The organism is Micromonospora sp. Mcm103 (assembly GCF_024519755.1).
In the GTDB taxonomy this organism is placed as follows: domain Bacteria; phylum Actinomycetota; class Actinomycetes; order Mycobacteriales; family Micromonosporaceae; genus Micromonospora; species Micromonospora aurantiaca.
On sequence record NZ_JALJRJ010000007.1, the window covers coordinates 121,804 to 135,691 of the forward strand.

The following is a 13,888-nucleotide window of genomic DNA, read 5'->3' on the forward strand; positions in this document are numbered from 1 at the left end:
CCCGCCCACGGATGCTCGGCGCCCGGACGTCCGGGATCGGTCCACGAGTGCCCGTCGTCGCCGGCACCGGTGCCCCAGCCACCGTCGTCCGGCCCGGCCCGACGACCTGCCCGGTCGTCCCGGCCCGGTTCGCGATGGCCCGCGCGCCACTGGTCGGCCGGGTCCGTGCCCCGGGACCGGTCCTCGTCCGACCAGCCGCCGGGGAATCCGCCGTACCGGCTTCCGGCCGGCTCACCACCGCCGACGATGGTGTGCCGGGTGGTGACGTGCACCGTCTCGGTGTGGTGGACCACGCCGACCGGGCGGCTCTCCGGCCTGGGCATCGGCTCGGACACCCGTGCCGCGCCGTACACCCCGCTCGCCTGCCGGTCCGGCCGTGCGGTGGCCCGCGCCGGCTCGGCGTCGTGCCGACCGGCCCGCGCCGGCTCGGCGTCGTAGCGGCCCGCCCTTGGCGAGTCGGCGTCGTAGTGGCCGGTCCGGAACGGGGCGGCGTCGTGGTGGCCGGTCCGAGGCGGGTCCGCGTCGTAGTGGCCCGCCCGGGACGCGTCGTGCTCGGTTCCGTAGCGGCCGCCGGAGTACGCCGGCCGGGCCGGTTCGTCGTCGTCCCGGCCGGCCGGCTGCGCCCGGCCGACATCGGGCGTGCCGGTGACCGGCACCCTCGCCGCACCGCTCGGGCGCTCCGGCGCCGGCGCGGAGGCGGACGCCGAGGTGGACGCGGGCGCGGAGGCCAGCCCGGCAGCGGCCGCGTCGAGCCGCTGCCGGACCGCGCCGGCCGCCTCCTCCGCACGCCGTGCCTGGTCGAGCGCCTGGTTGCCGCGCTGGGCAGCGGCCACGATCTCGGCCCGCAACTCCCGCCGGAGCTGCGCCAGCTCCTCGCGCAGTTCCTCGGCCTCCGCACCTGCGGAAGCGTTGTCCGGCCGCAGGGCGATGGACAGGCCGATGAGCACGACCGCGAGAATCGCCAGGACCGCGCCGAACCGGAGCGAGCCGTTGCCGTCGGCGATCAGCAGGATGAGCGCGGCCAGGGGCGCCAGCCCCACACCGACCCAGAACAGGACGTTGAGCAGGGCGGGCGTGCTCTTGTCGGCGGGCGCGACCGAGGCTGGCATGGCTGAGCAGAGTACCGAGAGTTCCACCCGAGGGGAACGGGTCGGCGCCACTCGATGAGCGGCCCGCCGAACGGGCTGCCCGTGCCGCCGGCCGGCACGCGTGGCGCCGGCCGGCGGTGCCGCGTCAGCTCGTGGCCAGCGCCGCGTCGGAGGAGAAGACCAGGCCGACGCTCGCCGAGCCGGTCTTCAGCGCGTTCTTGGTCTGCGGACCGCCCGCGTCCAGCGAGCTGAACGAGCCGGCCTTGAAGTCGTACACCTCGACCAGACCGGCCTGGCACTTCGGCCGCTGCGGGCACTCCGGCGGCCCGGCCAGCACGGTGGCCTGGCCGGAGCACTTGGCGGCCAGCTCGGAGAGCGTGGACACGCCGTACTTGTCGGCGAACGTCTTGGTGACCGCGAACGCGTTCTGGTCCTGCGCCTGGGACGGCTGGCCGAAGACCAGGCCGGCCTTGTCACCCTCGGTCTTCAGCGCCGCGACGGTCTTGTCCAGCTCCGGCGAGGAGACGGGCTGGGCGTCCTTGCCGTTCGCCTTGGTGTTGAGGAACTCCGCCATGGTGGCGGCGTACTCCGGGACGACCTGGATCTGGCCCTTCTCCAGGGCCGGCGCGTAGAGCTCCCGGTTGCCGATGGTCTGCACCTTGACCTGGTAGCCGGCCGCGGTGAGCGCGATCTTGTAGAGCTCGGCGATGGTCTGGCTCTCGCTGAAGTTGCCGGCGCCGACGGTGATCTGACCGCCCGGGCCCTTCTCGATCCCGTCGGTCACGCCGTTTGCGGAGGCGAACTCCTGCGCCGCGACCTGGGGCGTCTTGCGGTCGACGTCGACCGCCCGGTTGAGCTGGATCAGCTTCGGGGTGTCGAGCTTCGCGGAGACCTTGTCCAGCGCGGCGACGAGCTGCGGCGTGGCCGCCTTCGCGTTGATCGCCGGGATGACGTTGTCGGTGTTCTGGAGCTTCTTGTCGTCGGTCAGGACGACGAGCTGGTCACCGGCCACCGGAGCGCAGCCCGCCCCCGAGGCGCCCTGCTCGGGCGCGTCGGTGCCGGACGAGCCGGCGTCGCCGCACCCGGTGAGGAGAACAGCCGCGGTGAGTGCGCCGAGCGCCCCCGCGGCCAGTGTCGTACGCGCGCGCATCAGTGCCCGCCTTCCGTGTCCCGGCGCGACCCCCTCGGGCCGGCCGCGTGTCCGACGGGCGATCCGGACGGCCACCCGCGACTCCAGCCAATATCCTCCGGACCCGACCGACAAACTCGGAGCGGTTTTCGTCATCCGATCGTCACCGACGGCTCAGTTGCCGGTCGTCGCCGCCGTCGCGCGGCGGTTCGCCCGCGTGCGTTCCCGGCGCAGCGGGCGGGGCGTGAGCACCCGCTCCACCAGCGCGAGCACCCCCTCGACGAGCAGCGCCAACCCGGCCACCAGGACCCCGCCGGCGATGATCTGGCCGCCGCCGGCCGCGATGTCGAGCCCGAACCCGGCCCGGATGATCTGGCCCAGCCCACCGCCGTTGACGAACGAGGCGAGCGCGGCGGTGGCCACCACCTGCACCGCCGCGGTGCGGAAGCCGGCCGCCAGGTACGGCACCGCGAGCGGCAGCTCCACCCGGCGCAGCACCTGCCCGCCGGACAGACCCATGCCCCGGGCCGCGTCCCGGGCCTCCGGGTCGGCCTGCCGCACCCCGGTGAACGCGTTCGCCAGCAGCGGCGGAATCGCGAAGACCGCGAGCGCCACCACCACGGCCGGCCGGCCGAAGCCGAGGAACGTCAGCGGGAGGATGGTCAGCAGCGCCAGCGTCGGGATCGCCAGTGTGACGTTGGAGACCAGCAGGACCAGCCCGCCGCCCCGGCCACTGTGCCCGAGCCAGAGCCCGATCGGCCAGGCCACCAGGCAGCCCAGCAGCACCGCCAGCGCGGACATGCTCAGGTGCTCGCCGAGGCGGTCCAGCACGCCGCCGGGGTTGGTCCAGTTCAGCGGGTCGTTCAGCCAGACCACTGCCTGCTCGACGGGGTTCACCGGGCGGACCTCCCGCGCAGCCAGGGGGTGAGCAGGCGGCCCACGCCCGCCAGCACCAGGTCGAGCACCAGCGCCAGCAGCACGCACAGCACCGTGCCGGCCATGATCTGCGCCTTGTAGAAGTTGTTCTGGAAGCCCGCGAAGATGAGCTGCCCGAGCCCGCCCCGACCGACCACCACTCCGACGGTGACGAGCGCGACAGTGGACACGGTCGCCAGCCGTACGCCGGTGAGGATGCCGGGCAGCGCCAGCGGCAGCTCGATCCGGAACAGCCGGCCCCACCTGCCGTACCCCATGCCCTCGGCGGCCTCGCGGACCTCGGGCGGCACCTGGTTCAGCCCGGCCAGCGCGTTACGCACGATCACCAGCAGCGCGTACAGCGCGACGACGGTGAGCACGGTGATCGCGCCGATGCCCAGGTACGGCGCGAGGAACGCGAACAACGCCAGCGACGGGACGGTGTAGAGCACCCCGGTCAACGCCAGGATGGGCGCCGACAACGACCGGAACCAGTACGCGAGCACCGCGAGCGGCAACGCCACCAGCGCGGCGATCACCACGGCGCGGGCGGTCAGCCAGGTGTGCTCCCGCAGCGCGGCGAGGATCGTGTCAGAGTTGTCCCGCACGTACTGCCAGGAGAACCACGGATTACCCGGGTCGGCCCGGTAGCTCAGGTGGAGGGACACACGTGGACGGTACCCCGGGAAGCGCCGCCGGAGGCGGCGCGGCGTCGATCACGCTGGAGCGCATCCGCAAGCGCTACCCGGACGGCACCGAGGCGGTACGCGAGCTGAGCCTGGAGGTCGCGGCCGGCGAACTGGTGGTGCTGATCGGCCCGTCCGGCTGCGGCAAGTCGACGGTGCTGCGCATGATCAACCGACTGATCGAGCCGACCGACGGGCGGATCCTGCTCGGCGACGACGACGTCACCCGGGTCGACCCGGTGGCGCTGCGCCGCCGCATCGGGTACGTCATCCAGAACGTCGGACTGTTCCCGCACCAGACCGTCGCCGCGAACGTGGCGACCGTGCCGGGGCTGCTGGGCTGGCCGAAGCAGCGCACCCGGGACCGGGTCGGCGAGCTGCTGGAACTCGTCGGTCTGGACCCGGCGCAGTTCGGCAGGCGGTACCCGCACGAGCTGTCCGGCGGGCAGCGGCAGCGGGTCGGCGTGGCCCGGGCGCTCGCCGCCGACCCGGTGGTGCTGCTGATGGACGAGCCGTTCTCGGCGGTGGACCCGATCGTCCGGACCCGCCTGCAGGAGGAGTTCCTGCGGTTGCAGGCCGAGGTACGCAAGACGATCGTGCTGGTCACCCACGACCTCGACGAGGCGGTCCGGCTGGGCGACCGGATCGCGGTGCTGTCCGAGGGCGGCCGGCTGGAGCAGTACGACACACCCGCCGCGCTGCTCGGCTCGCCCGCCTCGGACTTCGTCCGCGAGTTCGTCGGCGCCGACCGGGGCATCCGGCGGCTCGCGGTCACGCCGGTGACCCGCGCGGTGCTCGACCCGCTCCCGGCCGACGGCGGCACCGGCCTGCCCACTGTGGCGCTCGGCGACTCGGCGTACGACGCGCTCGGCGCGCTGCTCACCACCGGCGCCGAGCACGCGGTGGTGACCGAGGAGGGCCGGGCGGTGGGGCTGCTCACCCGCACCCGGGTGCTGGCGCTCGGTGCTGTGGACTGAGGTCAGGCCCGGCCGCCGAGGCTGGCCAGTCCGACGATCCAGCCGGCGAAGAAGCCGTACGTGACGCCGGTGCTCGCGGCCTGGAACGCGGCGAACAGCGAGCCGTGCGGGCCGAGGAGTGTGGCGAGGAGGGCACTGAGCCCGCCCGCGAGCGCGTACGCGCCCCAGCCGGAGAGGAACTGGCTGCCCGAGGACGTCACCCGGTCGACCTGCGGGCCGGGCAGCAGGTACAGCAGTGCCGCGGCCAGCACGAGCAGTAGGATCGCCCGCAGGTTGGTGGCGAACACGCCCTCGTCGGCCTGCCACCGCCAGGACGGCCAGGCGAGCAGCCGCAGGAACCAGCCACCCGCGCCGGTCGGGTCGGTGCCGCGCTGCGCCCAGTCCACGTACATCGGACTGCCGCCGACGGCGACGAGCAGGAACGCGGCGAGCGTGCCGGTGCCGGCGGCCGTGCCGTACCGGGGGACGGTGCGGGGGCGGTTGCTCAGAGCCATGCGGCGGTCAGTTCCCGGCCGGTCCCGCCGGGCAAACCTGCGCAACCGGTCGGCCGCCGTCGGCCGACGGGCAGTCATCGACCTCAGTGCTTCATCAGGTAGTCGATGAAGGCGGCGCGCAGCAGCGGCGCGGACTCGTCATAGCCGTGCCCGGTCAGCTCACGCCAGAGCGCGTTCGCCTCGTCGATGGTCGGGCCGATCGAGTTCGGCGCGCCGTCCAGCGCGGCAGCCTCGTCGGCGTTGGGCAGGTGCCGCAGGACCGACCAGAAGAAGCCCACGTCGCGGCGGTCGCGCGCCAGGTTGAACGCCTGCTCGCGCAGCTCCTCGGTGGAGAGCTTGTCGAGCTCGTCGAAGGTGCGGCCGCCGGGGGCAGGAGTATCGGTCATGCCGCCGAGCCTAACCGGAGAGATCAGTCCGGGCGCGCCGGACGCACGGCCACCGCCGGGGTCAGCGGTCGTCGGCGTCCCAGCGCCGGGGTTCGTTGTCCCAGCGCGGGGCCTCCCACGCCTCCACCGGGGTGTCGTGCTCGCGTACCGGGAGCACCGAGGGCCAGGCGTCGGCCGGTTCGGGCGGCGGGGTCATCGTCCAGCCGCCGCTCAGCGCGCCGTCCCGGGCCGGGCGGACCGGGCCGAGCGGACCCGGCGGTGCCGGGCGGGGACGGCCGAACGTCTCGACCAGCCGGGTGACGAGCAGGCCGACGCCGAGCACGGCGCCGCCGAGCGCCCACCGGCTGACCGTCCAGCCGTGCGGCACGGTCCAGGCCAGGAACACCACCACCAGGCAGACCGCGAACAGGGTGCCGAAGATGCCGCCGCGCCGCCCGTACGCGCTGGTGCCGGCGAGCATCACGGTGCCGACCGCCAGCACGGTCCAGTCCAGCCCGGTGCCGGGCGCGACCTGGCCGTCCCCGTTCGCCGCGATCAGCACGCCGCCCAGCATCGCCAGCACGGTGGACCCGACGAGCGCCAGCGCGGTCACCGTGGCGGCCGCCACGCCGCGCCGCCGGGCCGGGTCGGCGACCGGACGGAACCGGCCGATCAGCCGGCGTACCGGTTTCATCGCGGCGAACAGGCCACCGAGGACGGCGACCGCGGCGAAGCCGACGAAGAAGTACAGCGCGCTGCCGCGCGGGTCGTAGTCGCCCTGCACCGTCACCGGCGCGGTCCGCCGTTCCAGGTAGACGATCACTCCGGCCGCCCCGGCCAGGCTCGCCGCCCATCCGGGCACGTGCAGCACCACCACGGCCAGGGCGAGCGCCAGCCCGGCCGCGGCCGCGATCGCCAGCGCCGGCAGCAGCGCCTCCCGCATGCCCCGGTCGCCCTGCTCGGCGAAGTGCAGCGCGGCGGCCAGCGCGACCGGCCCGAGCGCCAGGTTCACCGCGCCGGCCCGCAGGCTCAGGCCGGCGGCGAGGGTGAGCAGGCCGAGCGCCGCCACGTCGACGAGCAACGTCTTCAGGGCGCCGCCGCGCAGCGCGTCCGAGTCCTCCCGCCAGAGCATCCAGGCCATCGCGACCAGGCCGGCGAGCAGCACGAACTCCCAGAAGACGTGCACCGCGATCCGGTCCCGGCCGGGTTCGCCGTGGGCCGGGTCGTCGAAGACGTTCTCCAGTACGGCAGCGGGCACCCCGGACGACGTCTCCGGCGGCGCTGTCCGGCCCGCATCGTCGTACGCCATTGGCTCGCGCCTCCCCCAGGTGGCCGCGTCCGGCCCACGGGCGGGCGGACCGGTGGCGGCCGTCGCTCTCCGGTCGCCAGGGACGGTACCGCCGGGCCGGGGTGGGGGGAACCCTCAGAGACGCCCGCGGGGCGTCTCCCGGTCACCGGGCTCGCGGTCCTCGTCGTCCTCCTGCTCCGGGACGCGGCAGGAGCGTTCCAGCCAGAGCGCGGCCGCGACCAGCGCCAGCGCGGCGATGAGGCCGCCGAGCGCGGCCGGTCGATCGCCCACCGCGGCGTTCGTGCGTTCCACGAACAGCCAGCCGGTCAGCCCGGCGTAGAAGCCGGCGAAGATGGCCCCGGCCAGCGCCGACGCCTTGGCCAGCACCACGAACCGGGCGACCAGCAGCGGGTTGACCGGCTCCCGGCCGGGCCGCCGCTCGATCCGGCCCCGGGTGTTCACCGCCGCGTAGCCCTCCAGCACGGCCAGCCCGGCCAGCGTGATCACCGGCAGCCAGGGCAGGTCGGGCGCGAAGTCGTAGTAGAAGCCGCTGATCAGCAGCCAGGCCACCGCGGCGGCGGCCAGGCCGGCCACCACGAGGGTGGAGGCCCGGGTCGGCCCCATCCGGAAGCGGTCGGGCCCCTGCGGGGAGCGGTCGGTGCTCACCGCACCTCCTCAGCTCGCCACTGCCGGGCCACGATCCACCGGGTCATGTGTCCGACTCTAGCGCCAGATCGGGTCGCGGGCTCAGTTCCAGGGCGTCCCCGGCGAGCGGCTCGGCGTTGAGCAGATCGGTCAGCCAGCCGTGCCCGGGCAGCCGGCCGTGCGGCTCGATGTCGATCCACGGGCGCAGCACGAAGGCGCGCAGGTGGGCCCGGGGGTGCGGCAGGATCAGCTCGGGGTCGTCGCGGAGCACCGGCTCGCCGGCGTCGTCCCAGACCGCGATCACGTCCACGTCGAGCGTGCGCGGCCCGTACCGTCGTTGCGGGTCGCGGTCGCGCCCGGCGGCCGCCTCCGCGGCCCGGGCGCGGGCCAGCCAGTCCTCCGGCGCCGCCGCCGGGTCCGCGACCATCACCGCGGCGTTCAGGTACGCGGGCTGGTCGGCGTCCCCCCACGGTGGAGTCTCGTAGACGCCGGAGACCACGAGCACCCGGTCGCCGAGCGCGGCCACCGCGCCGCGCAGGTGGCCGAGCCGGTCGCCCAGGTTGCTGCCGATCGACAACACGGCCCGGGTCACCGGGTACGCCTCATCGTGACTGCGACGTCCCGGAAGGCGTGCGGGATCGGGGCCTCCGGCTTGTGCACGGTCACCGTCGCGGCGGCTACCAGCGGCTCGGCCAGGCAGACCGCGAGCAGCCGGTCGGCGAGTGTCTCGATGAGGTTCACCGGCTCGCCGGTGATCACCGCGACCAGACGTTCGGCGAGTTCGCCGTAGTGGACGGTGTCGGTCACGTCGTCCGAGCGCGCGGCCGGGCCCAGGTCCAGTTCGAGCACCGCGTCGACCACGAACTCCTGCCCCTGGGCGCGCTCGAAGTCGTAGACGCCGTGGCGGCCGTGCGCCCGCAGGCCGGTCAGCTCGATCCGGTCGCTCATCTGTCGCCTCCGCTCGTGCCGGTGGACGCTTCCGTACGCCGTGTGCCGGTCGCGGTGGCGAGCCGAGGGCCGCCGGTGGCGCGCCAGACGGCGAGCGCGTCGGCGGTGGCGCGGACGTCGTGCACGCGTACCCCCCAGGCGCCGGCCGCGACGGCGAGCACGCTCGTCGCGACGGTCGCGGCCTCCCGCCCGGCGGGGGGCCGGGGTTCGCCGGCCGGGTCGGCGAGCAGCCGGCCCAGGTAGGACTTACGGCTGGCCCCGAACAGCACCGGGAAGCCCAGGTCGACCAGCTCGGGCAGGCGGGCGCTCAGCGCCCAGTTGTGCGCGGCGGTCTTCGCGAAGCCCAGGCCCGGGTCCACGATGATCCGGTCGGCGGCCACCCCGGCGGCGAGCGCGGCGTCGACGCGCCGGCTCAGCTCGTCCCGGACCTCGGCCACCACGTCGGTGTACGTGGCCAGCTCCCGCATCCCCCGCGAGTGACCCCGCCAGTGCATGAGCACCCAGGGGCAGCCGGCGTCGCGGACCACCCGGGCCATGTCCGGATCGGCGAGGCCGCCGGAGACGTCGTTCACCACGTACGCGCCGGCGGCGAGGACGGCCTCGGCGACCCGGGCGCGACTGGTGTCGATGCTGACGCGGATGCCGGCGGCGCTCAGCTCGCGGACCACGGGCAGCACCCGGGCGGTCTCCGTCTCCGCGTCGACCCGCTCGGCGCCGGGCCGGGTGGACTCGCCACCCACGTCGATCAGGTCGGCGCCGTCGGAGCGCAGTCGCACCCCGTGTGCGACTGCCGCGTCCAGATCGGCGTATCTGCCGCCGTCGGAGAAGGAGTCGGGCGTGACGTTGAGGACGCCCATCACCACCGGGGCCTCCGCCCGTACCAGATCGGTCACGGACCCGACAGTACCGTTCGCCGACAGGGCTTCCGGCCACCGGGCGAGCGCGCGACGCGGCACCCCTGACGTGCGCATTGGAACAGGTGTACGATCGGTCATCCGGGCCGTCGGAGGTCGACTCTTCACGGCTTGTCGCAAAGGTGGCCGGGCCGTACGCTTTGGAATTGCCCAGCATCGAGATGGCGAAGCCTGGAGGGAGGGCCGAAGCGGGAAGAATCCCCCCAAAACTCACCACTCTGCGTGGTGGGTGACGGACTCAGCGTTGACGGCGCTGTCTCTGACGAGCACCATCCCGCCAGGCTTGCCTACTTGCACCAACGCGGCGCCGCCGGCCGCGACCTTGGGGAGGTTTCCAGTGATCGCCATCGAGCTCATGGCAACGGCGTCCAGTGCCGTGGACCACGCGCTCCACACCCTGGCGTCGACTCCACTCGCCGAGCCGGCACCGAAGGGCATCGACACCGACAACGTCGTCACCTTCTTCGCCAGCAAGATCGCGCCGATCCTGCTCGCGGTCCTCGGAGTGATCTTCATCGGCCGGGCCAGCCGGGGTGAGATCTCCAAGGTGCTGACCAGCTCGGCCATCGCCATCATCGGCCTGGCCTTCATCGCCGGAGCGGCAACACTCTTCTTCGTCGGCGACTACCTGATCAACCTGATCTTCGAGTAGGGCGCTGGGCGACGATGCGGCTGCGCACCGACGACGACATCTACCGGGCACGCCTCGTCTACCTGGGGCCGCCCGGGTACACCCTTCCCGTCCACCTGCCGTACGCCCAGTACGGCCTGTTCATGCTGCTCGTACCCCTCTACATGTTCATCCACTGGCTGTTCACGCTCCAGGTCGAGCTGTTCCCCGCCTGGGAGATCTCGCTGGCGATCGTGACGACCTCGTTCATCTTCCGGTACGTCGACCCGGACCGGCCCGCGCGCATGGTCATCCGGACCGCGCTGACCGACTGGCGACGCACCCGGGAACCGGCCACCGAGCAGCGGGATCCGCGGCTCGTCGCGAGCCGGATCAGGATCCGGGAGGAACTGGCATGACCGGGCGTACGACAACCGTGCAGACGAACGACGCGGGTGAGGCGGTCGCATGAGTCGCTCTTCCACGCCGGGTTCCCCGGCCGGGCGCCCGGCCGGGCCCAACGGTAACCGTGCGCGATCGTTCGACTACCCACCGGACGAGGATCTGGACGAGGTCGTCCTCGACAGCGCGCTCGTCACCAGCCCCGGGCACAGCCGCGTCGGCGTCTTCCAGCCGCCGCGACCGATGACCCCGCGCGAGCCGGTACGCCCCGACGGCGACATCGACTCGCCCTTCCTCGACCTGTTCGGCGGCGCGCAGCCCCGGCGGCGGCCCGCCGCTTCCACGCCGCCCGCGCCGGTCGAGCCGGTGGTGGCGCCGCCGCGTCGTGGCGTCGGCCGGGAGCCGCTGCCGATCCCGCACCAGCCCGCCGTGCCGGTCGAGCCGGCGCCCCGGGCCGAGCCGGAACCGCCGATCCGCGAACAGACCCCTGGGGTACGCGCGGTCGGCCGCCCCCGGCCCGAGCCCGCACCGCCGCCGGTCGAGCCCGCCCTGCCCGACCCGCCCGCCGCGCTCGCCCCGCCGCCGCCCCGGAGCCGGGTGCCGCAGCAGGCCGGTGACCGGCTGCCGGCGCTCCGCCCCCCGGCCGAGCCCGAGCCGGCACTCCCGCCTCCCCCGCCGATCCCCGCTCCCGCTCCCGCCGACCACCGGGAACCGGATGTCACTCCGGCGGAACCGATCGCGACCGGCGCGGCACCGTCGCGTGAGGTCGGCCGCCCGGCGCACCGCGAGGTGGCACCGCCCCGGCAGCGCACGCCGGAACGCCGCAACCGGCCGACCAAGCCGGTCCGGGTCCGCGCCCCGAAGATCAAGTTTGGTGACCGGGACCCTTCGGTCGAGCTGGCCATCACCGAGATCGCCGGCCACCTCACCTTCACCCCGAACACCGTCACCGCCTGGTACTGGCTGCCCGAGGTGCGATGGGCGTTCCGGCCGGACGCCGAACGCGAGGCGCTGCTCTCGGCGATCTCCGAGCAGTACGCCGGACTCGCCGGGTTCCGGCTGCACCTGCGCCGCACCACCCGGCCCTTCCCGGCCGACGAGTGGGCCCGCACCATCGACGCGCACACCGCCGCCCCGCTGCCCGACGTACCGGGCACCACCGGCTGGGCCGACCACCTGGTCGCCGCACAGCGGCACCTGATGGCGGTCAACCACGCCGAGGGCCAGACCTATCTCGGTGTCACGTTCGCCCGCCGGTCGCTCGGCGACTCGCTCACCGAACGGCTCCTGCGCACGTTCGGCCGGGGCACCGCCGACGGCGAGCGGCGCCGGCTGAGCCGTACCGTCGAGCAGTTCGACGAGGTCCTCGGCGCGTTCGGCATGCGCGGACGCCGGGTCACCGCGCCCGAACTGGAATGGCTGCTCTACCGCTCGGTGGCGCTGTGCATGGCGCCGCCCGGCGTCCTGTCCCCGATCACCAACGGCCGGTGGGAACGCGGCGACCTGCTGGCCCTCACCGAGCAGGTCGAGCGCTACCGCACCCCGTACGGCTCGACGGTGAAGCTGGTCAACCGGATGACCGGCGAGGAACGCCACGTCGCCGTGCTCGCGGTCGGCCGGATGGAGCCGCTGGAGATCCCCGAGCGGCACGAGCCCTGGCTGCACTTCCACGAGCGGCTGCCGTGGCCGATGGAGCTGTCCACCCGGGTCGACATCCTCGGCCCCAACGACTCCTTCCGGAACCTCGAACACCGGCTCCGGATGATCCGCTCCCAGCAGCTCGACTACGCCGAGCACGGCATCGACGCGCCGCCCGAGCTGGAACGCCTGGCCAAGCGGGCGCTGGTGATCGGCGACGAGATGACCACCGGCCTGCCCGTCGACTCGGCCCGGGCACACGGCTGGCACCGGATCGCGGTCGGTGGCCGTACCCGGGAGGAGTGCCTGGAACGGGCCCGGCGGCTCATCCAGCTCTACTCCCGCGAGCTGCGGATCTCGCTCCAGCACCCGAAGAACCAGGACTGGCTGGCCCGCGAGTTCATCCCCGGCGAGCCGATCGCCAACACCGGCTACGTCCGGCGGATGCCGGTCAACCTGCTCGCCGCCGCGCTGCCCCAGGCCGCGTCCACAGTCGGCGACCGGCGCGGCGACCTGATCGGGCGCACCGCCGGCACCTGCCGCCGGCCGGTCTTCCTCGACCTGCACTTCCCGATGGAGGTACGCGAGCGCTCCGGCCTCGCCGTCTTCGTCGCCGAACCGGGCGGTGGCAAGTCGACGCTGCTCGGCGCGCTCGGCTACCTGGCCGCGCGGCGCGGCGTGCAGGTGACGCTGCTCGACCCGTCCGGCCCGCTGGCCCGGCTCTGCGCCATGCCCGAGCTGGCGCCGTACTCCCGGGTGCTCAACCTGACCGGTTCGGAGCAGGGCACGCTCGCGCCGTACGCGCTGATCCCGACACCGCTGCGCAGCGAGTTCGGCGCCGGCCCGGCGGGCGACCGCGAGTTCGAGATCGCCGTGTCGAACGCCCGCGCCGAGCGCCGGATGCTGGTGCAGGACATCTGCATGATGCTGGTGCCGCCGCAGGTGGCCCGGGAGGCGTCCACCGCCACGCTGTTCCGGCACGCCGTACGCCAGGTGCCCGCCGAGGAGACCTCCACGCTCGACGACGTGGTGACCTGCCTCCAAGGCCTCGACGACGACGCCGGGCGCGAACTGGCCCACCTCCTCCTCGACACCGCCGAGATGCCGCTGGCCATGCTCTTCTTCGGCCGGCCGCCGGAGGGGCTGCTCGGCGCCGACGCGGCGCTCACCGTCATCACCATGGCCGGCCTGCGGCTCCCCGACCTCAAGATCGAGCGGGAGTACTGGTCGGCCGAGGAGGCGCTCGCGCTGCCGATGCTGCACACCGCGCACCGGCTCGCCGTACGCCGCTGCTACGGCGGCTCGATGTCCTCCCGGAAACTGGTCGGCCTCGACGAGGCGCACTTCATGGAGGGCTGGCGGTCCGGGCGCTCGTTCCTGGTCCGGCTCGCCCGCGACTCCCGCAAGTGGAACCTCGCCGCGCTCGTCGCCTCGCAGAACCCCAAGGACATCCTCGGCCTCGACGTGCAGAACCTCGTCTCCACCGTCTTCGTCGGCCGGATCGCCGAGGACAGTGAGATCGCCTCCGAGGCGCTGCGCCTGCTGCGGGTACCTGTCGACGACGGTTACGAGGCGACACTCGCCTCGCTCTCCCAGGCGGACAGCGGATCGGCCAACCGGCTCGGTTTCCGCGAGTTCGTCATGCGCGACGTCGACGGACGCGTGCAGAAGGTCCGGGTCGACGTGTCGTACGTCGACGGGCTGCTGGAGCACCTGGACACCACCCCCGCCGCGGTCGCCCAGGCCGCCGGGATACTGCCGACCGTCCTGGCTGATCTGGAGGCGTGAC

General features: G+C 74.0%; 13 protein-coding genes and 1 pseudogene. 4 read left to right on the forward strand and 10 right to left on the reverse strand.

The genetic code is table 11. The annotated features are described in order from the left end of the window. Window positions 1-1,233: 1,233 nt before the first annotated feature. From OC439_RS11505 to OC439_RS11515, 3 genes are all read right to left on the reverse strand, one after another. Window positions 1,234-2,238 carry a glycine betaine ABC transporter substrate-binding protein gene (locus OC439_RS11505; protein WP_262013395.1) on the reverse strand — a complete coding sequence of 335 codons (1,005 nt, stop codon included), beginning with the start codon at window positions 2,236-2,238 and terminating at the stop codon, window positions 1,234-1,236. Window positions 2,239-2,391: 153 nt separating this feature from the next. Continuing rightward, complete coding sequence (locus OC439_RS11510; protein ID WP_135242340.1) at window positions 2,392-3,114, reverse strand: ABC transporter permease; 723 nt, start codon at window positions 3,112-3,114, stop codon at window positions 2,392-2,394. Next, the gene (locus tag OC439_RS11515; RefSeq protein ID WP_262013396.1) at window positions 3,111-3,800 is read right to left on the reverse strand and encodes an ABC transporter permease; all 690 of its coding nucleotides are present in this window, start codon (window positions 3,798-3,800) and stop codon (window positions 3,111-3,113) included. The genes OC439_RS11510 and OC439_RS11515 overlap by 4 nt, the downstream gene beginning before the upstream one ends. Before the next feature lie 2 nt (window positions 3,801-3,802). Between OC439_RS11515 and OC439_RS11520 the strand changes: the two genes are divergently transcribed. Then, a complete protein-coding gene (locus OC439_RS11520; protein ID WP_262013397.1) occupies window positions 3,803-4,795 on the forward strand; it encodes an ABC transporter ATP-binding protein in 993 nt (330 codons plus the stop codon). Between the two features lie 2 nt (window positions 4,796-4,797). On the opposite strand, the gene OC439_RS11525 is transcribed toward OC439_RS11520, so the two are convergent. The 7 genes from OC439_RS11525 to folP all read right to left on the reverse strand — a co-directional run bounded on the left by OC439_RS11525 (window position 4,798) and on the right by folP (window position 9,428). Then, complete coding sequence (locus OC439_RS11525) at window positions 4,798-5,289, reverse strand: hypothetical protein (protein WP_013288969.1); 492 nt, start codon at window positions 5,287-5,289, stop codon at window positions 4,798-4,800. An 83-nt stretch (window positions 5,290-5,372) separates the two neighbouring features. Further along, a complete protein-coding gene (locus OC439_RS11530) occupies window positions 5,373-5,675 on the reverse strand; it encodes a hypothetical protein (protein ID WP_135242344.1) in 303 nt (100 codons plus the stop codon). A 61-nt stretch (window positions 5,676-5,736) separates the two neighbouring features. Continuing rightward, the gene (locus tag OC439_RS11535) at window positions 5,737-6,963 is read right to left on the reverse strand and encodes an ABC transporter permease (protein ID WP_262013398.1); all 1,227 of its coding nucleotides are present in this window, start codon (window positions 6,961-6,963) and stop codon (window positions 5,737-5,739) included. A gap of 114 nt (window positions 6,964-7,077) precedes the next feature. Further along, window positions 7,078-7,566, reverse strand: coding sequence for a DUF3180 domain-containing protein (locus OC439_RS11540; RefSeq protein ID WP_120574102.1), 489 nt, complete (start codon window positions 7,564-7,566; stop codon window positions 7,078-7,080). 85 nt (window positions 7,567-7,651) lie between these two features. Continuing rightward, the gene (gene folK, locus OC439_RS11545) at window positions 7,652-8,179 is read right to left on the reverse strand and encodes a 2-amino-4-hydroxy-6-hydroxymethyldihydropteridine diphosphokinase (RefSeq protein WP_030273727.1); all 528 of its coding nucleotides are present in this window, start codon (window positions 8,177-8,179) and stop codon (window positions 7,652-7,654) included. After that, complete coding sequence (gene folB / locus OC439_RS11550; RefSeq protein WP_262013399.1) at window positions 8,176-8,535, reverse strand: dihydroneopterin aldolase; 360 nt, start codon at window positions 8,533-8,535, stop codon at window positions 8,176-8,178. The genes folK and folB overlap by 4 nt, the downstream gene beginning before the upstream one ends. After that, a complete protein-coding gene (gene folP / locus OC439_RS11555) occupies window positions 8,532-9,428 on the reverse strand; it encodes a dihydropteroate synthase (protein WP_262013400.1) in 897 nt (298 codons plus the stop codon). The genes folB and folP overlap by 4 nt, the downstream gene beginning before the upstream one ends. Window positions 9,429-9,786: 358 nt before the next feature. On the opposite strand from folP, the gene OC439_RS11560 reads away from it, so the two are divergent. From OC439_RS11560 to OC439_RS11570, 3 genes and pseudogenes are all read left to right on the forward strand, one after another. Next, a complete protein-coding gene (locus tag OC439_RS11560) occupies window positions 9,787-10,101 on the forward strand; it encodes a hypothetical protein (protein ID WP_013288976.1) in 315 nt (104 codons plus the stop codon). Window positions 10,102-10,115: 14 nt separating this feature from the next. Continuing rightward, window positions 10,116-10,478 (forward strand): hypothetical protein, encoded by a 363-nt coding sequence (locus tag OC439_RS11565; protein ID WP_013288977.1) that lies wholly within the window; start codon window positions 10,116-10,118, stop codon window positions 10,476-10,478. A 574-nt stretch (window positions 10,479-11,052) separates the two neighbouring features. Further along, a pseudogene (locus OC439_RS11570) lies at window positions 11,053-13,887 on the forward strand (ATP-binding protein); the annotation flags it as partial. Between the last annotated feature and the right edge of the window lies 1 nt (window position 13,888).

Bases quoted from the DNA above. Each gene is read 5' to 3' on its own strand.
- OC439_RS11505 (WP_262013395.1), bottom strand. From the start codon at position 2,238: ATGCGCGCGCGTACGACACTGGCCGCGGGGGCGCTCGGCGCACTCACC.
- OC439_RS11525 (WP_013288969.1), bottom strand. From the start codon at position 5,289: ATGGCTCTGAGCAACCGCCCCCGCACCGTCCCCCGGTACGGCACGGCC.
- OC439_RS11530 (WP_135242344.1), bottom strand. From the start codon at position 5,675: ATGACCGATACTCCTGCCCCCGGCGGCCGCACCTTCGACGAGCTCGAC.
- OC439_RS11535 (WP_262013398.1), bottom strand. From the start codon at position 6,963: ATGGCGTACGACGATGCGGGCCGGACAGCGCCGCCGGAGACGTCGTCC.
- OC439_RS11540 (WP_120574102.1), bottom strand. From the start codon at position 7,566: ATGGGGCCGACCCGGGCCTCCACCCTCGTGGTGGCCGGCCTGGCCGCC.
- folB (WP_262013399.1), bottom strand. From the start codon at position 8,535: ATGAGCGACCGGATCGAGCTGACCGGCCTGCGGGCGCACGGCCGCCAC.
- OC439_RS11565 (WP_013288977.1), top strand. From the start codon at position 10,116: ATGCGGCTGCGCACCGACGACGACATCTACCGGGCACGCCTCGTCTAC.